This is a genomic window from Dyadobacter subterraneus (genome assembly GCF_015221875.1).
In the GTDB taxonomy this organism is placed as follows: Bacteria; Bacteroidota; Bacteroidia; order Cytophagales; family Spirosomataceae; genus Dyadobacter; species Dyadobacter subterraneus.
Map to the genome: position 1 here is coordinate 638,285 of NZ_JACYGY010000001.1, position 24,047 is coordinate 662,331.

21 protein-coding genes and 1 other RNA gene are annotated in these 24,047 nt (G+C 40.2%); 13 read left to right on the forward strand and 9 right to left on the reverse strand.

The window, feature by feature from the left end:
* Positions 1-10 precede the first annotated feature (10 nt).
* Together IEE83_RS02750 and IEE83_RS02755 are read left to right on the forward strand one after the other, a co-directional pair.
* Positions 11-934: a zinc-binding metallopeptidase gene (locus IEE83_RS02750; RefSeq protein ID WP_194119094.1), complete on the forward strand. Its 924-nt coding sequence runs from the start codon at positions 11-13 to the stop codon at positions 932-934.
* Positions 935-961: 27 nt separating this feature from the next.
* The gene (locus IEE83_RS02755) at positions 962-2,278 is read left to right on the forward strand and encodes a DUF4302 domain-containing protein (RefSeq protein WP_194119095.1); all 1,317 of its coding nucleotides are present in this window, start codon (positions 962-964) and stop codon (positions 2,276-2,278) included.
* A gap of 231 nt (positions 2,279-2,509) precedes the next feature.
* On the opposite strand, the gene tnpC is transcribed toward IEE83_RS02755, so the two are convergent.
* The 3 genes from tnpC to tnpA form a co-directional block, all read right to left on the reverse strand.
* Positions 2,510-4,051 carry an IS66 family transposase gene (gene tnpC / locus IEE83_RS02760; RefSeq protein WP_194119096.1) on the reverse strand — a complete coding sequence of 514 codons (1,542 nt, stop codon included), beginning with the start codon at positions 4,049-4,051 and terminating at the stop codon, positions 2,510-2,512.
* Between the two features lie 72 nt (positions 4,052-4,123).
* On the reverse strand, positions 4,124-4,471 hold the full coding sequence (gene tnpB, locus IEE83_RS02765; protein ID WP_131962091.1) for an IS66 family insertion sequence element accessory protein TnpB: 348 nt from the start codon (positions 4,469-4,471) through the stop codon (positions 4,124-4,126).
* Between the two features lie 3 nt (positions 4,472-4,474).
* On the reverse strand, positions 4,475-4,777 hold the full coding sequence (gene tnpA / locus IEE83_RS02770; protein ID WP_194119097.1) for an IS66 family insertion sequence element accessory protein TnpA: 303 nt from the start codon (positions 4,775-4,777) through the stop codon (positions 4,475-4,477).
* A 311-nt stretch (positions 4,778-5,088) separates the two neighbouring features.
* On the opposite strand from tnpA, the gene IEE83_RS02775 reads away from it, so the two are divergent.
* Positions 5,089-5,475 (forward strand): hypothetical protein, encoded by a 387-nt coding sequence (locus tag IEE83_RS02775; protein WP_194119098.1) that lies wholly within the window; start codon positions 5,089-5,091, stop codon positions 5,473-5,475.
* Between the two features lie 96 nt (positions 5,476-5,571).
* On the opposite strand, the gene IEE83_RS02780 is transcribed toward IEE83_RS02775, so the two are convergent.
* From IEE83_RS02780 to IEE83_RS02795, 4 genes are all read right to left on the reverse strand, one after another.
* Complete coding sequence (locus IEE83_RS02780; RefSeq protein ID WP_194119099.1) at positions 5,572-7,035, reverse strand: alpha-L-fucosidase; 1,464 nt, start codon at positions 7,033-7,035, stop codon at positions 5,572-5,574.
* 213 nt (positions 7,036-7,248) lie between these two features.
* Positions 7,249-8,667, reverse strand: a complete 1,419-nt coding sequence (locus tag IEE83_RS02785) for an alpha-L-fucosidase (protein WP_194119100.1) — start codon at positions 8,665-8,667, stop codon at positions 7,249-7,251.
* A 103-nt stretch (positions 8,668-8,770) separates the two neighbouring features.
* Positions 8,771-9,805 carry an isoaspartyl peptidase/L-asparaginase family protein gene (locus tag IEE83_RS02790; RefSeq protein ID WP_194119101.1) on the reverse strand — a complete coding sequence of 345 codons (1,035 nt, stop codon included), beginning with the start codon at positions 9,803-9,805 and terminating at the stop codon, positions 8,771-8,773.
* A gap of 53 nt (positions 9,806-9,858) precedes the next feature.
* The gene (locus tag IEE83_RS02795) at positions 9,859-11,223 is read right to left on the reverse strand and encodes an alpha-L-fucosidase (protein ID WP_194119102.1); all 1,365 of its coding nucleotides are present in this window, start codon (positions 11,221-11,223) and stop codon (positions 9,859-9,861) included.
* A gap of 198 nt (positions 11,224-11,421) precedes the next feature.
* Between IEE83_RS02795 and IEE83_RS02800 the strand changes: the two genes are divergently transcribed.
* Together IEE83_RS02800 and IEE83_RS02805 are read left to right on the forward strand one after the other, a co-directional pair.
* Positions 11,422-12,060 (forward strand): ABC transporter ATP-binding protein, encoded by a 639-nt coding sequence (locus IEE83_RS02800; protein WP_194119103.1) that lies wholly within the window; start codon positions 11,422-11,424, stop codon positions 12,058-12,060.
* Complete coding sequence (locus IEE83_RS02805; RefSeq protein ID WP_194119104.1) at positions 12,057-13,139, forward strand: hypothetical protein; 1,083 nt, start codon at positions 12,057-12,059, stop codon at positions 13,137-13,139. Before IEE83_RS02800 ends, IEE83_RS02805 begins: the two co-directional genes overlap by 4 nt.
* A gap of 37 nt (positions 13,140-13,176) precedes the next feature.
* Here the strand turns inward: IEE83_RS02805 and IEE83_RS02810 are convergent, their stop codons facing one another.
* Positions 13,177-13,890, reverse strand: coding sequence for an SDR family oxidoreductase (locus IEE83_RS02810; RefSeq protein WP_194119105.1), 714 nt, complete (start codon positions 13,888-13,890; stop codon positions 13,177-13,179).
* 145 nt (positions 13,891-14,035) lie between these two features.
* A complete protein-coding gene (locus tag IEE83_RS02815; RefSeq protein ID WP_194119106.1) occupies positions 14,036-14,251 on the reverse strand; it encodes a hypothetical protein in 216 nt (71 codons plus the stop codon).
* Between the two features lie 232 nt (positions 14,252-14,483).
* On the opposite strand from IEE83_RS02815, the gene fabG reads away from it, so the two are divergent.
* The 8 genes from fabG (at position 14,484) to IEE83_RS02855 (ending at position 23,970) form a co-directional block, all read left to right on the forward strand.
* Positions 14,484-15,230 (forward strand): 3-oxoacyl-[acyl-carrier-protein] reductase, encoded by a 747-nt coding sequence (gene fabG, locus IEE83_RS02820; RefSeq protein WP_194119107.1) that lies wholly within the window; start codon positions 14,484-14,486, stop codon positions 15,228-15,230.
* A gap of 326 nt (positions 15,231-15,556) precedes the next feature.
* Positions 15,557-17,638 (forward strand): VWA domain-containing protein, encoded by a 2,082-nt coding sequence (locus tag IEE83_RS02825; RefSeq protein WP_194119108.1) that lies wholly within the window; start codon positions 15,557-15,559, stop codon positions 17,636-17,638.
* 172 nt (positions 17,639-17,810) lie between these two features.
* Positions 17,811-18,659 carry a DUF2279 domain-containing protein gene (locus IEE83_RS02830; protein ID WP_228101653.1) on the forward strand — a complete coding sequence of 283 codons (849 nt, stop codon included), beginning with the start codon at positions 17,811-17,813 and terminating at the stop codon, positions 18,657-18,659.
* Positions 18,660-18,756: 97 nt separating this feature from the next.
* Entirely contained in the window at positions 18,757-19,740 is a 984-nt protein-coding gene (locus IEE83_RS02835) for a Smr/MutS family protein (protein ID WP_194119110.1), read from the forward strand.
* Positions 19,741-19,834: 94 nt separating this feature from the next.
* Positions 19,835-21,178 (forward strand): DUF4403 family protein, encoded by a 1,344-nt coding sequence (locus IEE83_RS02840; protein ID WP_194119111.1) that lies wholly within the window; start codon positions 19,835-19,837, stop codon positions 21,176-21,178.
* 103 nt (positions 21,179-21,281) lie between these two features.
* Positions 21,282-21,677, forward strand: an RNA gene (gene rnpB, locus IEE83_RS02845) — RNase P RNA component class A.
* Between the two features lie 55 nt (positions 21,678-21,732).
* On the forward strand, positions 21,733-23,271 hold the full coding sequence (locus IEE83_RS02850; protein WP_194119112.1) for an OmpA family protein: 1,539 nt from the start codon (positions 21,733-21,735) through the stop codon (positions 23,269-23,271).
* 141 nt (positions 23,272-23,412) lie between these two features.
* A complete protein-coding gene (locus IEE83_RS02855) occupies positions 23,413-23,970 on the forward strand; it encodes a 30S ribosomal protein S16 (RefSeq protein ID WP_194119113.1) in 558 nt (185 codons plus the stop codon).
* Positions 23,971-24,047: the final 77 nt, after the last annotated feature.

Consider the following 24,047-nt stretch of genomic DNA (forward strand, 5'->3'; position numbering starts at 1 on the left):
ATCTTATAAAATGAATATAAAAATTACCTTCAACTATATCTTTTCTCTTCTCGCATTGGCTCTTTTGATGAGTTCATGTAAGGAAGATTCGATCGGTGATGTTGCCGATATTTCCGGTCTGGGTGGTGACGTGATCGCTCCGACGGCAATTGATAAATATCTTTTGGATAGTTTGACAACACCGTATAACATCCAGATGAAATATCGTTGGGATCAGTTTGAATTTGGAGATGTAACCAAAACATTGGTGCCGCCAAAAGAGGAGAAAATTATCCCATTGTCACGCGTTGTAAAAAGTGCCTGGATTTTACCATATGTCCAGCAGAAAGATCTGACATTCTTCAATATGTATTCCCCAAAAACTTTCATTCTTTCGGGAAGTGTGCAGTATTTGTCTAATGGAGGTGTGGTACTTGGCCAGGCGGAAGGCGGAAGAAAAATTGTTCTTTTTGATGTAAATAATTTCAAAACGAGAAGCACAGCCGGTTATGTTGCAGCCACGGATTCAGTTAAAGTGAAAGAGTTTGTCCACACATTGCAGCACGAATTCGGCCATATTTTACATCAGAACATTCTTTATCCGGTTGAATTCAAAACAATTTGTAAGGGATTGTTTCAGGGAGAAAACTGGATTAATATCACCGATGCAGAAGCGCGCCGGGATGGATTTGTTACCGCCTATTCAAGTTCGGGTTTTGATGATGATTTTGTTGAAACGATTGCCATGTTGCTGATTGAGGGAAAAGGAGGATGGGAAAAGCTAATTAATTCAATTCCGGCGGGTTTTAGCGTAAATGGTACAAGCCAGGCGGATGCGCAGGCAAAATTGAGAAGAAAAGAAGCGCTTGTGGTAAGTTATTACAAAACTGCCTGGGGTATTGATTTTTATGAATTACAAAAGAAAACCCGCGCCGCGCTGGTTCCATTGTTATAAGAATTTGTTCGTTCAAAAAGATTTCCAATGAAAAATAAGTATCTGTCCTATCTGTTATTAGTTCTTCTTGCCGGGCTTTGGTCTTGCAGTGACGACAATGACGTTTTTGAACAAACAGCGGATGAACGTGTCAATGCAGCACTTGCCGCATACCAGAAACAATTATCCGACGCCCCTTATGGATGGAAGGGAATTATTTATCCTGGCGGCGGCGGTGTTTACAGTTTTTATTTCAAATTCAATGATCAGAATCGCGTCGTGATGTACTCCGATTTTGCTGCCGAATCTGCTGCTACACCAAAGGAAAGCAGTTATCGTGTAAAAGCGATGCAGGCGCCGTCTTTGATTTTCGATACGTACTCTTACCTCCATGTACTGGCAGATCCGGATGCAGAAGTTAATGGCGGAACGTATGGTGACGGTTTAAGATCTGATTATGAATTTGCTTTTGCCGAGGATTCTTTGAATACTGGAAATATTACTTTAACGGGTACAAAAAATCAAAGCAAACTGATATTAATAAAAGCGACTCAGGAAGAAGCGACGGCCTATGGAAATGGCGGAATGGCCAAGAGTTTACTTTTTAACAACATTTCAAAATATCTGTATTACTTCAAACGCTTCACTGCCGGTGGCGTTACTTATGAAATTTTGGTAAATCAGAATGACAGAAAGATCACATTAAACTGGCTTACCGGTACAACGGCAAATACGTTTACAACAGATTATTATTACGGAGCAACCGGTATCTCATTTTTGACGCCATTTGTAAATGGCTCAACGACAATTAATGGCTTAAATGATATTACCTGGGATGCTGCAAATTCAATAATCGGGCTGACCGTTGCCGGTACGAAAACAACGATTGTTGATAATCCCAAACCTTTAAGAGTAGATCAGACTGCGGCGAGGAGATGGTATCAGTCGGCGGTTGCTGCGGACAGTTACTGGTTTTCTTTTGATGGATTTCATGTGAACGGCGTGGATGATGCTTTTAAAGTAAACACACTTACTTATCAGGGATCGCCTTATTATTATTACTTCTACTGGCCGGCATTCGGATCAAATTATGATGCTTTCGGACCTGCTTTTGTAACGGATAATTCCCTTGCCTTGTATTATGCGGATGCTCCGAGGACGCCAACTTTTGCTTCGGATGGACGAATTGTATTTGTTGCAAGCGGTACGTTAGGAGCAGGTTATCCAACGGACGGCCCTGTTATAACTTCAAAAACTTATTTGTACGATACCAGCGGTTTTTACATTATCCAGCTTTCTGATAATGCTTACGATATGGTGAGTGCGAAGGATGGAAAAGGATGGATTAACTGGATAAGAAATTAAAAAAGTTTAGTGTCTCAGAAACCCTGAATTGGTCATATTTTTTCGAAAAAAATGTGACCAATTCAGGGTTTTATCGTATAACCAAAGTACAAAGGTTATCTAAGCTCTTGATTATGAAAACCAAGAATATTCTGATCTACTATTTACTGATTTTGCTTCCACTAGGTTTATTGATTTTAACCGTAAGCAGTCGGGCATCCCCCTATTTTTCCAAGAGGTGTAATACAGAGATTATTGATTCAGTTTCCAGCGGTTTGGAAGAAGGTCTGAGAATCTACCATCATAATCAGGATCATTCATTTTGCGAAGAATATCCAGCAGCCAGTCGTTCGGATTTACTCCATGCTTTTTACATGTGGCGAAAAGAGAATAGATCATGGCAGCATTTTGAGCAGTGTCATGCGTGCCTGCAAAGAGGTAATTACGCCGACCCAATGCGATTGGTCTGATAGCATTCTCGATCAGATTATTATCGATTTGTAAATCTCCATGGAGCGCATATAGTCTCATACTTTCCATCAATGGAAGAGCATATCCAATCGCCTTTCCAATAGGACTCTGTGGTAGTACTTTGGGATACTCCTGCTGCATCCATTCGTGTAGTTGGGTGAGTATCGGCAGGGCTTTCGTCATCCTTTTTTCGACAATCTGACCTTCACTGAGTGGTGGCGTATGCTCACGGATTTCCTTTTCAATCCCGTAAAGCTGACCGATAGTTCCTACCGCCCAAGCAGCTCTCTGGTTGTCATTTTTAACCGCTTCATCAAACTTCCTGCGGATATGGGACATACAAAAGTAATGGTAGATGGATTGATTCTTCTCAAAAAGGCTCTGATAGACATTGTATCCATCAGTCTGGATAACGCCTGAGAAGTCTTTTAATATTCTTTCCGGTCCTGTTTTATCTCGCCCTGGACAATAATCGAAGAAAACCAGTCCATCTGCAGGGGCATGATAAGCCCACAAGTAGCCCTTGTGAGAGCTTCCTTTCTTTCCGCTGTTTTCCAGGACCTGTATGCTGGTCTCGTCAATCTGCAAGTACAGATTGGCCAATACTTCACGCTTCAAAGCATTGTAGATCGGTTCCAGGGATTTACATGCTGCATTGGTATTATCCGTTAGTGTCGAAGGCGGGATTTTCATTCCTATCCGCTCGAAGATCTGCTTTTGCCGGTACAGTGGGAGATGATCCACGAATTTACCGGTAAGAAGATGTGCAAGGACGGATTCATCAAAGAGACCTCGTTGGATTGTCCGGGATGGTATTGGTGCAATCAGTACACCCTTTGCATCTGAGTTAACAGAATCTCTCAATGCCCACTTGCGGCGAACGATTCTGCGCACCTTGAAGCAGGCAGGGACCATTACCAGTATTTCAGTGACTTCCTGACCAATCACTTTATATTCAGTCAGATCACCTTCAGGATCAATTATGACTTCTTCCCTTTCCAGCTCGTCTGGCAATACCATTCTTGTGCGAGCTGCTTTCTGACGCTTTTCACCTTGGTTGTCCTGCTCCTGGTTAAGACTCTTAGCTTCCCTAACTGCAAGTTCTTCCGAGTTTTGTATATCCTCAGATGTGGCACCTAAAGGGAAAAGATCAAGTTGCCCTTCCAGATGTTTTTTTACTCTGTTATCAGATCTTATTCCGAAAAGTTTTCTGCGTAATTCATTAGCATCCAACAGCGCCAGCCTAAGTTTTTGCTCGGTCTGCTCCAGCTTCTGCTGGGCCTGTTCGTATAATAATTTATAGTCTGGTTCTGCTGCGGTCATACTATAAAAATACACCAAAAAAGTGGCTTATCAACCCGTGAAGGCCACTTTCTAAAAAATATTATGCGCTTTTTAATAGGTGGACAGTTGTTTATAACGCTTGCGCAGCTGAACAGATTTTAACTTAACACCTTGTAAAATTAGCGTCAGTTCCCTCGTAGAGATCAGTAATTTTTTATCTGACGGGCGCTCAAAGGTACCTGCCTCTAATCGTTTTGCATAGAGTGCGTAGCCGTCGCCATCCCATTGTAGCAGACGCACCTGATTAGCTCGTTTTCCAATAAACACAAAGACATCACCTGATAGCGGGTTCAGCTTTAAACCGTTTTGTACCAGGCCTGCGAGCGAATAGACTCCGCAGCGCATATCCACAGGCTGGCTGAACAAGAAGTAACGTGTAGAAGAAGATAAAGACAGCATCGGTTAAGCCAGTAGTGCTTTTACCCATGAGGGCTCTGGCAACTCATAGAAAACAAGAGCACTTTTGTCGGTCACTCGAAGTTCCGCGACTGGTTGAGAAGACTTTACTTCGATCTTATTAACCTTCATTTCGATGAACTCAGCCTCCGGAAGAGTACTGGCTTTAAACCTTTTGGCCCAATACCAGAATGTTGAATACTTAACGGATTCCTGCTCGCAGAATACACGAGCACCTTTTCCGCTACTTTTCCATCGAAGATAGAGCTGGTGATACCGTTGCTGGGATTTGTGTTGTTCTTTTTTCATACCCCAAAGCTCATTATTACTGATCAGCCTTGAAAGATGGATACAGGCGATTGCTTACTTTTAACCACACAAAACGGTTTGATCAATTCAACATTGTTTTTCATAGGCTTACAGATATATGTGTTTTTATACCATCCTTATGTAAGTGGCTTGCGCCTTTTAGCTTTAAATAAACTGGAAAAGAAAGATTTCTGGCGGATGTTCATTCCATTTTGGGATACGATACATTTCAAAACTTTGTTTCTGGATTTTTGAATCAGGTGATTGGAAAAAGGGAAACCAAATTTAGTCTCCTCAATTCATTGCAGATTATGAAATCATATAAGAGAACTTTGATTTATCTGTTTCTGACGATTATGACATTCGGTGCCATAATCAACATAATTTACGCTGTGAATGAAAATCTTTATAAAACCCTGCATCCTTACCTCAAATGGGCTTTGGTTGTTGTGGCGCTTTTGATGGTGGTTAATGAAATTGTAAATTGGAATAAACCGGAGAGAAATTTTGAAAATCAGGTTAAGGCAAATTCAATAACACTTGGCAGGAAAAAACTAATATCTATGGTTGGTTTGGGTATTTCCTTAATAGGTTTTCTACTTTTTGCAACATTGAATTCCCCCTTTCCTGGAAGTATTGTCACGAGCGGCGGATTACTTATTTTATATTATTCACTTTATTTATTTGTTAAAAGGTAAGTTAGAGCGTGAGGTATTTCATATCAATATAAAACTAAAAACCCTTTCACGAACTTGCCGTCAAAGGGTTTTTAGTTTTATGAGATTATCTGTCAATTACATCGAATCCTTATACAATCCAAATTCATTGATCGCTACACTAACTGGTGATTTTGTGATTCTTAATCTGAATTTCTGGCCTGTTACGGGCGCAGATAATTTGATTAAACGTTTGGCACCAACACTTGTTCCGGTAGCTACTTCTTTCCAGTCACTTCCTTCCCAAACGTCCACTGCAAAACCTTCGATTCTTTGTCCCAGTTTTATATATTCCTGCAAACAAATAATATCAAAAGTCACAGGATTACTTAGATCGATTGTTACTTCCGGAGTTTTGAAATCTTCATCCGTTGCCCAGTAAGATTCCGGTTTTCCGTCAAGGATATTTTTGGCACTGTAAATAGAATTATATCCACGTACATTGACAGCTTTTGAGCTTGCACGGGCGATCAGGTTTGTAGCAAAAGTATTTTTAACCCGGTCTCCAAATGTTTTCAACGCCACTACATCGTCTTCATGAAGCTGACCTCTGGTATCAGGAGCAAGTCCTAAATCAAGTCCTGCGCCACGTCCTACGCTTTTTAAATACAATTCAAAAAGTTTTTCCGGCGTTTTTGGTTTTTGATCCGGATGGTAAAACCAGCCTTTGCGAAGCGGAACATCACATTCGGCAGGTATCCAGAATTTACCATTTCTTGTTCCGCCTGGATTTTCATCTGCATTTGCCTGACCAGGAACAGCTACATTTTGTCCTTTCGAAGGAACCGGTGTCAACGTTGCCCACGAAGTTTCAGCCGCTTCGCCATCTTCATTTCCAACCCAGCGAACATCCCAGCCCACATCACTGAAAATGTTAGCCGACGGTTGCAATTTGCGTGTCAGGTTTGTCCAGGTAGAATCCCATTGGTAGTAAGTCGTGTTGTCGATTGAACGTTTCTCTTTTGCACCGCCATAATAACCATCGCCGCCGTTGGCACCATCGTGCCATGACATGAACAATGGACCGTAGTTTGTATACAATTCTTTGAGCTGTTCGCGGTAAATTGCCAGGTATTCAGCTGTTCCGTATTTGGCATTGTTTCTGTCCCATGGAGAGCAATAAACGCCAAATCTCAGACCATGTTTACGGGCTGCGTCCGCCACTTCTTTAACCATATCACCTTTTCCACCGCGGAAAGGACTTTTTGAAATATTGTATTCAGTAGTCTTTGTGGGCCACAGCGCAAATCCATCATGATGTTTTGCCACGAAAACAATTCCTCTCAATCCGCCCGCTTTTGCAGCCAGTACAATTTGTTCCGCATTAAAATCTTTTGGATTGAATGACTTCGGATCAGCATCTCCAAAACCCCATTCCTTATTTTCGAAAGTGGTAGGCGTGAAGTGCACAATGCCGTAAACTTCTGTCTCGTGCCATGCAATTTGTCTTGGTGCAGGCAAAGCGCCGTAAGGTTTTGGAGGTGTTTGTGCAAAGGTATTAATGGCCGTTAACAAAAATAACGCGGCTATTGATTTTATCATTTTGGATTAAAGGTTTCTTATATACTTTAATTTATTTCGAATCGTAAACTCATACTAACAAATATAAGATTACTTCTGTATAGTCGGTAATTTACTTTTAAATAGAGCTTTGAAATATTTAACCGCAATAGACGCAATGGTTTTCGCAATGGACACAATGGTAAATGCTTGCGTCCACTGCGAAACCTATCGCGTCTATTGCGGTTAAATTGACTAGTTAATTACAAACAAATAAGCAGGCTGCTTACCAACTTCTGCAATCGTTTTGGCAGGAACTTCAATCATTCCGTTTTTAAGACGCAATGCCTTTTTATTACCTGCAATCGTAATTTTCGCTGTTGCAGGAATCGTCAGTCCATCCGGTTTTAAACTTGCAGGAACAGTTTCTCCTTTTTCAGCAAGATAAAATGCGTAGGTAGTATTTCCTTTTTTAGTATAAGCCCATTTCCCCTGACGATATGGCGCAACAGGTTTGGTTTCATAAATGCCAACACCATTCACGTTCATCCATTTTCCAATTTCATTCAGGCGCTGATATGCTTCTTCATGCCATTCTCCATCTGGTCCCGGAGCGATGTTCAGCAAAAGGTTTCCTCCTTTGGCTACGATATCTACCAAAGTATGAACCAGTTTTTCTGTCGACTTGAAATTTTCTTTTGGAATATATGACCACGAATCACCCATTGTCAAACATGATTCCCACGGAATAGACATGTAATGATCAGGAATTGACTGTTCCGGCGTAACATAATTTTCAAATTCACCTGTAACGGTACGATCTACCACCAATAATCCCGGCTGATGCGAACGTGCCATTTTAGCGATTTTCGCCATGTCAATATCCTGGTCGTAAGGAATACTCTTCTGCCAGCTGATATTTGGATCGATGGTACTTTTTGGACGAATCCAGCCGCCATCCAGCCAAAGAATATCAACAGAACCATAATCAGACATCAATTCCTCAATCTGGTTATAAGTGAATTCTTTAAATTTATTCCACTGGTCAGGATATTTTTTAGGATCATACGAAACGTTACGATCTTTTGGCGGGAAATATTTCCACCAGTAAGATGGCGTATTCCAGTCAGGTTTTGAGAAGTAAGTTCCTGTCATGAACCCTTGATTACGGAATGCCGACAAAACTTCTTTGGTAACGTTAGCTTTCGGGTTGGATTTGAAAGGTGTATTTGTGATTTTATAATCTGTGTACTTTGAATCAAACATTGCAAATCCGTCGTGATGTTTTGTTGTAAAAACAACATATTTCATCCCGGCGTTTTTCGCCGCCAAAGCCCACCTTTCAGGGTTGAATTTTACCGGATTAAATGTTCTTTCAATGTCTTCATATGCTTTTTTATATTCAAACCAGTCGTGCGAATGAGGTCCACGGCGTTCACACCAGCCTTCATCTTCCGGGCAAAGCGACCAGGATTCCACAATTCCCCACTGACTGTAAGTTCCCCAGTGCATAAGCAGACCGAATTTTACATCCTGCCATTTGCTTAGTTTTTGTTGTACTAACGGATCCGTCGGAGCGATATAGTTGGAGTGATTTTGCTCAGAATGCTGCTGCGCAAAACCAGCCGTCGTCAGTAAGAGGAGTAGGGAAGGAATAATCCGGTTTAATTTCATTTCTGGTAATACTTATGTTTCAATTTAATAAATACTTTATGGATGCAATTGGCTTTTTTAGCATAAATCTGATCGCCGAAAGCCGACCGCCGATTGCCAAATATCACGCAAAATGACTTTTGGCGTTAATTACTTTTCCTTTGCCGCCTTTTTCTGTTACTGTATAATTAAATCCTTTCTGAACAGAATAAGCACCAACTTCACCTTGTTTGTTGATCGCAATAAATCCAACCTGGAAAGTTTTGGCACGTTCCGGGTTGGGTTTTACAATTCTTTCCACTGCTTTTTTACAAGCGTCAAAAGGCGAAAGTCCGTTACGCATAAATTCAACAACAAGGTGTGTTCCGCAAACCCGGATCACTTCTTCGCCCTGTCCTGATGAAGTTGCCGCGCCTACTTCATTATCTACAAATAAACCGGCTCCAATAATTGGCGTGTCACCAACGCGGCCACGCATTTTGAAACCCATTCCACTGGTAGTACACATACCTGAAACATCACCATTAGTATCCAGAGCGATTGTTCCCATCGTATCATGATTGAAAGAACCATCGTCAAAGCGGTTTGGCGCAAATGGTCCATGTTCACCTTTTGGATGCGCCTGCTGGTGTTCGATATTGATAACAGGTTTGTATTCAGCTTTTACCAACCATTGTTTGTAAGCTTTTGCAGCATCGGGAGAAAGCTCGCCGGATTCAAGCGGGAATCCGTTTGCCAATGCAAATTGTTGTGCGCCAACACCGGCCAAAAATACGTGCGGTGTGGTTTCCATCAATTTTCTGGCAACGGAAATCGGGTGTTTGATTCTTTCCATAAACGCGACCGAACCGCAATTTGCCTTTTCATCCATGATACTTGCATCCAGCGTAACATATCCGTCGCGGTCAGGATTTCCACCCAGACCAACACAGCAATTGATATCATTTTCGATAGCGATCGCCGCTTGTTCCACAGCGTCCAAAGCTTTTCCGCCTTTTTCCAAAACAGGCCATGCAGCAGAATTGGCGATTTGTCCACTGTCCCAGGTCGAAACAACAATAGGTTTGTTGACGGCCGTGGAGGCAAAAAGTTTGTTAACTTGGGTAAACGGGATTGCCAGTGCTGACAATCGCAAAAAGGAACGGCGGGTTGGTTTCATGGTCAAAAATTTTCGGTTATATAGGTTTAGCAGGAATGACGTTTTGAAAATGATTATAAAATACCTTCAAGTTTGAAAACCCAGGCAGAATTACATGGCAAAGTTTTAGGTGTGACAGTCGGAGCCGAAATGATCAATTTCCCTTTTGACTGACTGGAATTTATATTTCCAGTATAACCCAGCATCGTTATACGCTTCGGTTTCGAGATACCGCTGATGGCCAGTTGATCAGGCCATTCTGAGCAAATTACGTATAAATCTTTTCCTTTTTTGGTAAAGAAAACAGTACTGTCTTTTGAAGCTGAGGCCGAATTATTCCAGCGTTCGGAACCATAAATAGCATCACCATTTACTTTCAGCCATTTTCCAAGATCTTTCAATCTTTGCTGCATGATAACAGGAATTCTCCCGTCAGCAGTTGGCCCAATATTCAGCAGAAAATTACCACCTTTTGAAACGATGTGGATTAGCGAATGAATCAGCTTGTCACTGCTCATATAATCTTCCAGATTTTCATTTCTGTTGTAGCCAAATGATTCACCAATTCCACGGCATTCTTCCCATGGATGCGTATCCGAGGAAGTTCCCTGACCGTATTCTGTGGTGAAAAAGCTACCGTGTTTTCCCTTGGTATCATTTCCCCAGCGGTCGTTTACTACAATATTTTTGTTAACTGATTTATTATTGAAAAGCCAGGTCAGAAATTCCTTGCTTTTCCATGTTTCCGAAGTTTGGTCCCATTCTCCGTCTGTCCATAGAATATCTGGCTGATATCTCGTAACCAGATCCTTCATTTGCGGAATCATATGGGAATCCACATAACGGTTCACATCTGATTTATAAGTCGGGTTATACCATTCATAAAGCGAATAATAAAAGCCCATATGCAAGCCTTTGTCTTTTACAGATTTTGTCAGATCTCCCGCCAGATCACGGTGCGGACCAACGTCCATAGAATTCCAGTTCCATGATTCTGCACTTGGCCACAGCGCGTAACCTTCATGATGTTTAGACGTTAAAACAACATATTTTGCACCAGCATCTTTAAATATATCTGCCCAGTCGTCAGGATTAAAAAGCTCGGCTTTAAACTCGCCTGCGAAATCCTGGTATTTTGAATTTGGTCCATAATTTTTTTCCTGAAAAGCGACAAATTCTTTGTGGATTTTCAATTTCGGATCCATTAAACGTTGCCAGTACCATTCGGAATATCCGCTTCCAAAACCATCTGCGCCGGATTTTGTTGCCCAGGACGGAACGGAATACAATCCCCAGTGGATAAAAATACCAAATTTTGCATCCTTAAACCAGGTTGGCGTTTCACGCTTGTCCAGTGATTTCCAGTCAGCCTCGTATTGAGCCTGAGTTTTTGAGCCAATAGCAAAAATAATGAAAAAGAGGAGCAGGTTTTTTTTCATGAAATACTATAACAAACTGAAAATTGATAAAGGATTCGCAATTTATTAAAAATTTTTAAAAAGTCAGGAAGTTAATTTATTTTGTCGTGTTGGTCATTGATCTTTATCTTCTATTATTTTAACACAAATGGCAGAATATTTGATTGCATATCACCGTTTTTGGTACCTTTGATATAAAATAAAATTATATATATTTTAATGGTTCTTGAAATTCGAAATTTAACACAGCGATACGGATCATTTGAAGTATTGTCAATTCCCTCATGGACAGTTGATTATGGAATTTACTGGATTCAGGGAGAAAATGGTGCTGGGAAATCTACACTTTTCAGAACTTTGGCAGGCATGTTACCAAGTTCGGGTGACATCATTTTAGATCAAAAGTATAATCTTAAAAATCAGCCGGTTGACTATCGTCTAAGGTTAAATCTTGGTGAAGCGGAACCATTATATCCTTCTTTTCTGACGCCTGGTGATTTGATAGCGTTTATCGCAGAAGCAAAACAAAGTCCAGCCGGACAATCTGAAATGTTGATTGACGCTTTGGGAATCAACTATTTGAAAAATTCCTTCGGAAGCTGTTCAAGTGGAATGGTTAAAAAAGTCTCTCTTGCCGTAGCTTTTTTGGGAAATCCATCTATCATTATTTTGGATGAACCGCTCATTACCATTGATAAAGAAGCCAGACTGGCGCTTTTCAATCTGATCGAAAAGTATCATGCAAAAGGTGTTACTTTTTTGATTTCTTCACATCAGCTTTTTCAACAGGAAGGGTTGCATGTGACAGATAGTTTTGCTTTGAAAAATAAAAATTTAATCAAGCTTGAAACTGTATGAAAGTGTTGATGATTTCTACGGTGCAAGCTTTTTTCCGGCAGCGTTCCGGAATGTTTTTTGTTTTGATGGGCTTGCTTTTTGGATTTTTGAGTGGGAGGGAGCATTATGCGTTTGCGGTTTTCTTTCTTACAGATCGATTTGGAATGCTCTATTTGGGTGGAATCTGGTTTTTATATACACTATTATGCCTGCATTTTATCAAAACTTTATGGATGCAGCCGGAATATAATTTTATCTACAATGCACGACTCTGGCCAGCTTCAAAACGGTTTTTAAGATTTGGACTGATGGCACTCGGATTTTTACAACCCATATTATACTATGGTGTTTACATGATTTCCATTGCCAAACAAGACCGTTTATTGGGTAAAATCTGGCCGATTTTCTTCTGGTATATTTTACTTAGTTTATCGGTAATTATTTTATCAGAATGGCGAATCCGTAATCCGGTTTTATATCAATCCAAAAACAAAACAATTTTTAACTGGCCGTTTCCGAGACCGGTTTCCTGGATTTACTGGTCGGTTGAATGGCTTTTTCGTGAGAGAGGAATTACTTTGCTCGCCTGTAAAGCCGGAGCAATCGGTGTTTCGATGTGTACTCTGATTTATTACAACACTGATCATTATGATCTCAGATTGCCAGCTGTCGGTTTGTCATTGGGTTACCTTTTAAACGTCGGAATTTCTTTTGAACTTTTTCACTGGGAAAACCAAATTTGGCTTTGGAATCGGTCCTTGCCTATTTCAACAACCACCCGTTTTATAAGAATTCTCTTAACACATGCGCTGATCATCATTCCGGAAACTTTGATCGCTGCAAAATATCAGGTACTTGCTTTATTTGAAATCTTACAATTATACGGATTAGGTCTGGCAGTTCTGATGTTATTTCATGCCTATTTATACAAACACGGTGGAATACTTGAAGATCTGCTGAAACCGGTTTTAATCGGGTTCGTGATATTGACATTATTGATTTTATACAAAATTCCGGTCTGGGGACTTGCCGGTGCAGGATTAATTTCTTCTTACTATTTGTATTCGAAGTGGTACGGAAGAAATGAAATTAGTTTGTAGCAAACGGTGCCTAAACCGCTTGCTACAAACTGTCAGATTATTTTCCAGGAACAGAAGGTCTTACTTCGATTTTACTTGGTAAAGTTCTTGCTGGCATTTTGATTAGATCTGAAACAATCTGGCCGATATCTTCCGGCTGGATTTTCCATGCATCTTTTTCTGATGGCGTATGATCAGCAAATTCAGTAGCAACAGAACCGGGCATGATAGTCGAAACTTTGATTCCGTCTTTTCTCACATCCATCATCATCGCTTGTGAAAAACCTACCAAACCGAATTTACTTGCGTTGTAGGCAGTTCCGTCCGGAAAGAAGTTGGTACCGGCAAGACTTGAAATATTGATAAAATATCCTTTCGTTTCTTTCAAAGCCGCAAGTGAAGCTTTTGCACTGAAAAATACGCCGGTAAGATTGATATCAATTGTTTCCTGCCATTGTTCAACCGTCAGGTCATAAATAGGAGCGAAGTGGCCAACGCCGGCATTGGCAATCACATAATCCAGTTGTCCCCATTTTTCAAGAATAACTTTTACAGCATTCTGCTGTGATTCCAGACTGCGGACATCAGATTCAATACCGATCGCAAAACCTTCACGAATCTGGTTAAGTTTGGCAGCCGCTTCATCCGCGCTTTTTTGCGAGCGACTGGTAATTGCTACCTGGATTCCTTCTTTAATCAGTACTTCGGCTACGCCATATCCAATTCCTTTTGAGCCTCCGGTGATCAGGGCCGTTTTTGTTGATTCTGCCATTTTTGTTGGAAATATTTTTCTGACCGAAAAGGTCAATTAATTATTGAGATTTATAAATAGGGCAACAAAGACAGTGCCAGGAAGGTTTGGTTTAACCGAGGATTTTATCAAATCAGATTTTTAAAACTACATGTATTGAGTTCTTCTAATCAAGTAATTTCATTTGACGAACCTCAGAAATTTCATTCAGAATTTCGTCTTCTGTAATTTCAGAAGATTGGGGAAGCGAGGCGGATAATATTTTCCAGCGCTCCAACCACGTCAGTTGATTGGGTATGATTGAAATTAACTCCAAGTCTGCAAGGCTATGAATTAGTTTTCTTACCTTCTCATCTTTTATTTCTATTGTTACAGTTTCCATTGCGCGACTTACAAAATCATTTACTAAGGTAATTGGACATTATCTAATATTAGATGGTGCTTTCAGATTATTTTATTCATTGTTTGATTAGATCATTCATTACCAGATTGGGTACACCGATACTTTCTTTTCTTAGGTCGACCACAACTTTCATCCTCCCAATTTTTGTTCATGCAAGACAATACCCTATTTTTGCGACTCGAAACAATTCTATCCGATTTTTATCCTGTTTATGAGATTAGTAGAAAATAAAGTGGCTTTGGTAACCGGAGCTTCCCGTGGTATTGGACGTTCAATTGCTTTGCGTTTGGCTCAGGAAGGAGCGAACGTGGCATTCACTTATCTTTCCAGCGTGGAAAAAGGGGAGGCATTGGTGAAAGAACTCGAAGCATTCGGTATCAAAGCAAAAGGATATCGGTCTGATGCCGCAGATTTTCAGCAGGCAGACCAACTGGTTACTGACGTTGTTGCAGATTTTGGAAAACTTGATATTTTGATCAATAACGCAGGCGTAACCCGCGATGGCTTACTTATGCGTATGAGTGAGGAAAACTGGGATACGGTTATCAACATCAATTTGAAATCGGTATTTAATCTTACGAAAGCAGCTACAAAAAGCATGATTCGTGCAAAAAGCGGATCTATAATTAATATTACTTCTGTTGTCGGAATCAGTGGAAACGCCGGACAGTCAAATTACGCAGCTTCAAAAGCAGGTATCATCGGTTTCACAAAATCGATTGCATTGGAGCTTGGATCGAGAAATATTCGCTCAAATGCAGTAGCGCCAGGTTTCATCGAAACTGAAATGACTGATGCAGTGGATTCAAAAGCGGTGGATGAATGGAAACAATCCATTCCTATGAAACGTGGAGGCCAGCCGGAAGATGTTGCGGATGCCTGTGTGTTTTTAGCTTCTGATATGTCGAGATACATTACCGGTCAGGTTTTGCAGGTTGATGGGGGAATGCTTACCTAGGAGTTGAAAGCGGCCGCCACGCGGTTGAAAGTTTGGCGAAGCGATTTTTTAGATCGATTCGAATTTATATAGTCAGGAAAAGAGCTTCGGCTCTTTTTTTTGTTTTGGGTAAAAGTGCTTTGTGGTTTGCTTTTTCTATTGTTTTGGAAGAGTGAAAACTGTGATTTCGTGTGGCATTGAATCGTAATTTTAGTTGCTTTTACTAATATTCCGGTTTTTCTTCCCTATATTTTGTTGTAATAATATTTACTACAATAATGCTTTCTGGAAAACTGTTTACTATATTTCTGTAATACTGTTTACTGCGAAACTGCTTACTCACAATTATGCGTTCAGAGCTTATATTTCAAACTCCATATTGGTTCATTATTTTTTGTCTTCTCGCGGGTGGCGCTTATGCATTTCTTTTGTACCAACCGGAAGCTTCATGGAGTAAGAAATTAAATTATGCACTGGGTGCTTTACGCGGGGTTGTCGTAGCTGTGATCTGTTTTTTGTTATTAAGTCCGTTGGTTCGCAGGACAGAAAGTACAGTCGATAAAGCCAAGATTGTTTTTGCAATCGATAATTCAGAATCGGTAAATGGCGCAGGACAGCCGGTTTTGAAACAAATCATAGAAGCAGAGAAGGAGTTAAATGCAGCAGGCTATGAAGTAAGTGTTCAGACTTTTGATAAATCCGGCACTGGCTTAACGGTAGATTCAATTCAGTTCAATAAAAATAAAACGGATCTTTCAGGATTGCTTCAAACGGTTAAAAGTAATTTTGAAGGAAGAAATCTGACGGACGTTATTTTACTTTCAGATGGGATTTCGAATCAGGGTGTTTCACCAACTTTTAATCAATTTCCTTTCAAAGTCAATACCATTGCTGTTGGCGATACAGTTCCGGATCTTGATATCCGTATTAAAGATGTGGTGAATAATCGCGTTGCTTACCTTGGAAATGATTTTCCAATCCGGGTTGATATTGCTGCCAATGGACTTGCCGGAAAATCTACAACGGTTTCTCTAAAACAAGGCGGACGAATTATTTCGACTCAAACAGTAAGTATAGATCGCCCGACTTATTTCAAATCTTTCGATTTTACCACTTCTTCCAAACAAAAAGGTGTTCAGCACTATACCATAGAACTTGGAAATATTCAGGGAGAATCTTCGGCCCGAAATAACAAAAGAGATGTTTATATTGATATCATTGACGGTCGCCAGAAAATACTTTTACTGGCTCTGACTCCACATCCGGACGTTAAAGCGTTGAGAAGTTTGATTGAAAGTAATGAGAATTATGAGCTCGATGTCAATACTCTTACTGCTTCACAAGGAGTAACAGACGCGATCGGAAACAAACCTTATGATCTGGTTATTCTACATCAGATCCCCAATGTGCTGGGACTAGGTAATCCGATTGTGCGTAAAATTCTGGATTCAAAAAGACCAATTTTTTATATTCTGGGTAATCAATCCGCAGTTCCGTTACTCAATACTTTGAATCGTTCTTTAACAATTAATGTAAACCAGGGACAGTTCGACAAAGTAACGGCACGATATAATCCGGCATTTCAGCAAATTAATTTCAATGACGAGAGTATGAAATTGCTGGAACGGCTTCCGCCACTTTCGGTACCTTTTGGTGAATACAACATTTCTCCCGGAACAGAAACGATTTTATTTCAAAAAGTGGGTTCTCTCAATACCACAAAACCGCTTTTGATATTGAATACGGCAACGGAGCAAAAAACTGCCATTCTTGCGGGTGAAGGAATCTGGCAATGGCGGCAGGAAGAATTTGCTTTGACGGGCAAACATGAGCTGGTTGATAATCTGTTTCAAAAAGTGATTCAGATACTTTCTGTTCGCGATGATAAACGTAAATTCAGGATTTATCCCATTAAGCCGGAGTTTGATGCAGGTGAGGAAGTTGTTTTTCAAACTGAAATCTATAATGATATATATGAACCAATTTATGGTCAGGAAGTCAAACTGGATATTGCGGATGAAAAAGGAAAAACCAGGCAATATACTTACACCCATTCAGCTGAAAATCCGCGTTTCAATATCAGTGGTTTAACCGACGGCGTCTATCGTTTTCAGGCCAGTACTGCGGTGCGTGGTATTCAGGAAAAGATTAATGGACAATTTGTTGTCAGAAATGTTGATATTGAAATGGCAAACACAACGGCAGATTTTGGTATGCTTCGTGAACTTGCCGCAAAAACCGGTGGAGAATTTGTTCAACCTGCTTCTTTAAATCAGTTTCTCCAAAAATTAAAAACAAACCGCGCACCTGATCGTCTCGAAAGCAGTGAAGATATGGTCGAGCTGATTCATTTAAAATGGTTATTTTTCTTAATTCTTGTACTTTTGGGAATAGAGTGGGGACTTAGAAAATATCATGGCGGTTATTAAGCTGAGGTGATTTTTCTGAACTCTTAAAGTAATAAAGTCATTTATCAACAACCTTCTGATCGGGTACAAGCTGAAATTTTAGCATTCCTTTCGGTATTTTTTAATGAAATATTTTAAACAAATACGCGTTCTTTTTTTGATACAAATCCTGCTTTCAAGCCAACAATTTTTAATGGCTCAGGAAGCGGAAGTTATTACAGATTCTACAACAAAAATTGTCCCGAATTATAAACTGCTGCATGGGATTTTTGCAGCACAGTCGGTACTCTATCTTGGTACTATTTATGGACTGAGCAAATCATGGTATAAAAACTCGTTAACCAACTTTCGGGTACAGGATGACACTTATGAGTGGCTTCAAATGGACAAAATGGGGCACGTTTACACATCCTACCAAATTGCCCGCCACACTGCTGAAATTTATAAAAAAACTGGTATTTCAAAAAAACAGATGATGATCTATGGTGCCATTTCCGGTATCATTTTTCAGACACCTATTGAAATCCTGGATGGCTTCTCTCCGGACTATGGTTTTTCGCCGGGTGATATGGTTGCGAATCTTACCGGTTCTGCAATTTATTTAGGCCAAATCGCGCTTTGGGATGAAATCAGGATTCAGCCCAAATTTTCTTTTCACTTTACTTCATTGGCCGCACAACGTCCAAATCTTTTGGGCAATAAACCAACTGAACGTTGGTTGAAAGATTATAACGGTCAAACCTATTGGTATTCAGGAAGTCCGCGCTCGTTTTTTAAACATAGCAAATGGCCGCCGTGGCTTTGTTTGTCGGTTGGATATGGTATTCAGAATATGATTTCTGCCGATCCTAAACAAAGTACAGAATTGGGATATCGACCTTACCGGCAATATTATTTTTCTCTCGACATTGATCTGACAAAAATAAAAACCAAAAGCAAATTTGTCAGAACAATTGCTTTTTTGGCTAACTCGTTAAAAATTCCAGCGCCGGCGCTTCAGATAAGTAAAAAGGGAGTGGATTTCCGTCCGTTATATTTTTGATTGAAATTGAAGCAGAGGAGGGATCATAAGAAAGAAGTAACTTAGCAGCGCACAGAAGTTTTGTAAACGGGCTGTCAACGAATTTAAATTAAGAATTATGAATATTGGAGATAAGGTAAGACTGGTACATGGCCGTGAAGAAGGAATTGTTTACGCGTTTTTACAGGGCAATGTTGTTGAAGTAGAAATTGAAGATGGCTTTCGTATACCCGTGTTACGTAGTGAGTTAGTTACAATTTCGCCCGTTGAATCACAGCGCCTTAACAGAACTCCGGCAGGGCAAACCATTGCGCCGCAACGTGAGAGAATAACACCGCGTCAGGCTGCATTTTCGGAAATAGGAATTTATATCGCTTTTGTTTCTATAAATGATAAGGCTGTAACACTGCACATCATCAATAATTCAGATTGGACACTACCTTTCAGCGCAACAACGCAATTGGAAAATGTGCACATAGGACTTGCTGCCGGTGTTTTGCAGCCAAGAACGTCCCAGAAGTTGACAGAATTACAAATGAAAGATTTTGAAAACTGGCCGGTTTTCTCTTTTAATCTGTTGTATTTCAGAGAAGGAACTTTTGATGCACTGCTGCCTTTTCAAAAGAAAATAAAATGTCGTGCGCAGTCTTTTTACAAAAGTAAAGGCCCGGCTCCGGTAATTGGAAAAGATGCTTTTGTTTTTCAGTTAGATGAAGAAAACGTTAAGAAAGAAGAAGTTGTAGTAAAATCAGATATTCAGGAGCAACTTCGTACAAGTTTGATGGGTGGCTCAGTAACGCCTAAAATTGAACTGGAAAAACCGGATGGTGTTGTTGATCTGCATGTTGAAAAACTGGTCGATGACTTTTCAAGATTATCAAAGGAAGAAATATTGAAAAAACAACTGGCAACTTTCGAGACAAGTCTGGAACAGGCCATTGGTAATGGAATGGATGAAATTACGTTTATACATGGTGCAGGAAGTGGTGTATTACGTGACGAATTGCATCGCAGGTTGAGCAAAAATCAACATGTACAGTATTTTAAAGACGCTCAAAAGGAAAAATTCGGATACGGTGCAACGCTCGTTAAAATTAAATAATCGCTTTAAGCGTGTAACATGGTTCTTTTTATTGGCAGGGATCGGGCTGAGTCAATGGCAATGTCGTCCAAAAACCACTACGCCTAAAAAACCTATGGAAGAATATTTGTATTCAGACACAGAAATTCAGAATGAAAAACATCTGTCGGTAATAAATTTACCAATAGAAATGCCCATTGCTGAGCTGCAAAACCAGATTAACAATCAAATTAAAGGTTTGATTTATGAAGACAACAGCTATGAAGATAATGGTGACGACAATCTTAAAGCGAGAGTCTGGAAGTTAAACCCGATCAGGGTTGTAGCCAAAGATTCTACTTTTTTGTTTGAAGTTCCACTGAAAATCTGGGTAAGTGCTGGTTATAAAGTTAGTCCTTTGGGATTAACTTTATCAGGATATAAGGATACAGAGTTTTCAATAAATATCCGGCTCATTTCAAAAATCGGTATTTCGCCTGATTGGAAGCTTAAATCTGAAACCTATGTGGACAGCTACGACTGGATCACAGAACCAAACGTGAAAGTTGCCGGCATCAGCATACCTATTAAAAGCATGGTGAGCAGGATGCTGAACAAAAATTTTGAGAAAATAACAGATGCTATTGATCAGCAGGTTACGGGAAGCATTGAAATAAAAAAATATGTTGAGGCAGCCTGGTTACTTGCACGTCAGCCTGTTTTGCTATCAAAGGAATTTGATACATGGCTGGTTGTTACACCTACATCCATTGTGATGACGCCGTTAATGGCGAGTAATAACATTTTACGTGCTTCAATCGGGATCAAAGGTTATACACAAACCGTAACTTCTGCGATAAAACCAATTGTAAAACCTGCACCAAAACTTCCTGATTTACAGATCACAGATAAGGTTTCTTCTGATTTTCGGGTGGGACTGATAAGCCTGGTATCCTATGAAGATGCCGCCCGGCTGGCAACGGCGCAATTTGCAGGACAAAAATTTTCTTTTTTAGGAGGAAAATATAATGTTGAAGTTACTTCCATTGAAATGTATGGTCAAAATGAGCGGCTGATCATTAAGGCAGGTTTAAAAGGCAGCATGAACGGAAGTATATTTTTAAAGGGAATTCCATACTATGATCCGGTTTCACAGAAGTTATCTTTAAAAAATCTTGATTATGATCTGGATACGAAAAGTACAATTATCAAGACTGCTAACTGGCTTCTTCAAGGGAAATTTACCAAAATGATGGAGAAGGAAATGGTTTTTGGTATTGGAACGCAGATGGCGGAGGCTAAAAAAAGTATCCAACAGACACTTTCTAATTATAAGGTTACGGATGGTGTGCAATTGAAAGGAACACTGGCTGAGATTACGCCGGATAAGGTTTATTTAACCCCAAAACACATTTACGCCGTGGTTTTTGCAGAAGGTAATGTCAATTTGCGTGTAGAAGGATTGCGAAGTTTTGAGTAATTAATTCACTTGTTAAGTAAACAAATGCCATATTTTTTACTTTTTATGGTATATTGACTGCTGATCAAAGGAAAGTATTTCTTAGCTTTGTGGTCAAGTGAAAGGAACGAGCCGTCCTACCGCTGCGGTGAATGCCGGAGAGGAAAGTCCGGACAGCACAGAGTGCCGTACTTCCTAACGGGAAGGCAGTCGATTGGCGACGATCAGCTGACAGCTAGTGCAACAGAGAATATACCGCCTGGCACATTTTTTTATGTCAGGTAAGGGTGAAAAGGTGGAGTAAGAGACCACCGCTTCAAAGGTGACTTTGAAGGCACGGTAAACCTTACGGGCTGAAAGATCAAATAGGTGTTAATTTGTGGGGCTACTCGCCTCCGTTTTTCGGAACATTAGCACGGGTAGATCGTTAGAGGTTTTGAGTGATCAAAATCCTGGATAAATGGTAGGAATTCCGGTGCAAACTGGGATACAGAATCCGGCTTACAGGCTTTTTCCTTTTTCTGCTTTTTAGTAAATAATTAATGAATAATTGAATCACATAACTAGTGTTTCCCATGAAGAAAAAGAATCTTTACATTGCTTTAGTTTGTTTGTCACTAATGAGCCTGGATGCTTTGGCTCAAAAAAACCGAACGTATGATGGACCAAACAAGATGAATACATGGTCTATCTCAGGATATGGTGGCATCACAAAATTCTTTGGTGATTTGAAAGAATACGATTTCAAAAGAGGCGATCATGAAAATTTGACCGGTGCATGGGGACTCTCCATTAACAAACAATTATCTCCAATTTTCGGTGTTCAGCTTACTGGCTACAACGGTTGGTTGCAAGGATCGAAAACTGGCGTGACGGTTCCTAATCCTTCAAATCCAGCGCTTACCAATACGTATGACGCTTATTTTACCAGTCCATCATTTGTTCAGGTATCGTTAGACGGAACTGTTAATCTTAACCGTTTGCTTTTTGGATATAAAAAATTACGCAGATGGAAAGTTGATGCTCACCTTGGAGCGGGTATCATGTATTACCATACTGATGTTACTGCTACAAACGTAACTCCAGGCAGTCCTAATTTTGGAAAGGTTACAAAGCTTTCTTCTAACACAGATGGAAGTTCTAAAACAGCAGGTACCTGGGATCGTAACGGTTCTACTTATACTCGTGAATGGGTTATGCCGGCTGGTTTAGCTGTTCATTATGAACTGTCTCCACGTTTTGACCTTGGTCTTGACTATACTTACACGTATGTTAACACAGAAAAACTTGATTTGACTGTTGGTAACAGAACTGATTACGAAACACAAACTGGTTTGTGGACATTTCAGAAAGGTGATTCAAAAAATGACAGATGGGGAGTTTTGCAAATTGCATTGACTTACAAATTGGGTAAAAATGCAGTAATGGCGAAAAAAGGTAAATACGATGCAGGTAGTGGACGTTACCATTTGCGTTGGGCTAATCCACAAGCTCTTATTCCTGTTCCTTACAACCCGACAATGAACGATGCTGATTCAATTGCAAAAGCTAACATGCCGAAACCAGTTGATCCACGTCTTTATACTGATACTGATGGTGACGGTGTTGCTGATTTGTTTGACAAAGAACCAAATACTCCTGCCGGTAGCGTAGTTTCTGGTGGCGGTGTTGCAATGGATCTTGATAAAATCATCAGAGATGCTATCAAAAACAACTTGCCAAAAGACGAATGCGAAGCGTTGTTCAGCAACATCGAATTTGATACAGATAAAGCAATCATCCGTGATGCTTCAAAAGAAACTTTAAGCAAAGTAATTGAATTGTTGAATCTGCGTACAAACTGCCGTATTGTTCTTGTAGGACATACTGATGCTCGTGCTTCGGATTCTTATAACATGGCTCTTGCCCGTCGTCGCGTGGATGCTGCGAAACGTTTCTTGGTTCGTCAGGGTCTTAAAGACACAAGCAGAATCTTGATTGAGTACTTTGGTGAATATCGCCCGATTGCTGAAAACACAACAGTTGAAGGACTTCAGTCTAACCGTCGTGTTGAAATCAAGATCTTGCCAAACAACACATTGCGTTCAACATATCCTGCTGGTTTCCAGAAATAACAGGTATTTGATATAAGAAAAAAGGGAGGTGATCAGTCACTTCCCTTTTTTTATGCATAATGATTATTGAACCAATTATTTTACGTAAATTTGCACCCTGTTTAATTCAGGGACGAGTTCCCTCTCATAACAAATTCAATAATGGCAGTTAAAATTAGATTAGCGCGTCGTGGACGCAAACAAAAAGCGATTTATGATATCGTAATCGCAGATGCCAGAGCACCACGTGATGGTCGCTTCATCGAAAAGATTGGTAGCTATAACCCAGGTACTAATCCTTCATCCGTTGTTTTAGATACAGCTAAGGCTGTTGACTGGTTGCTTAAAGGTGCTCAGCCAACGGATACAGCTCGTTCAATCCTGCACCACGAAGGTGTAATGCTTCGCAAGCATTTACAAGTTGGTGTGATTAAAGGTGCAATCGGTCAGGACGTTGCTAACGCACGTTTTGAAGAATGGAAATCGTCTAAAACTGATCGTAATGTTTCCGCTGCGGATTCATTATCTCAAAAATTAGATACTGCGAAACAAGCTAAATTGGATGCAGAACGTAAAGTAAATGAGTCACGTGCTGAAGCAATTGCTAAGAAAAACGCTCCTGTTGTAGTAGAAGAACCTGCTGCTGAGGAAACGACTGACGAAGCTGCTGCTGATGAAGCTGTGGCAGAAGATACTAATGAAGCACCAGCTGCTGAATAATTTAGTAGAACATACTTTCTTTATGGGTCTGTCCGGTTTACCGTGCAGACTCATATTTGTTTAAGGACATCATTAAA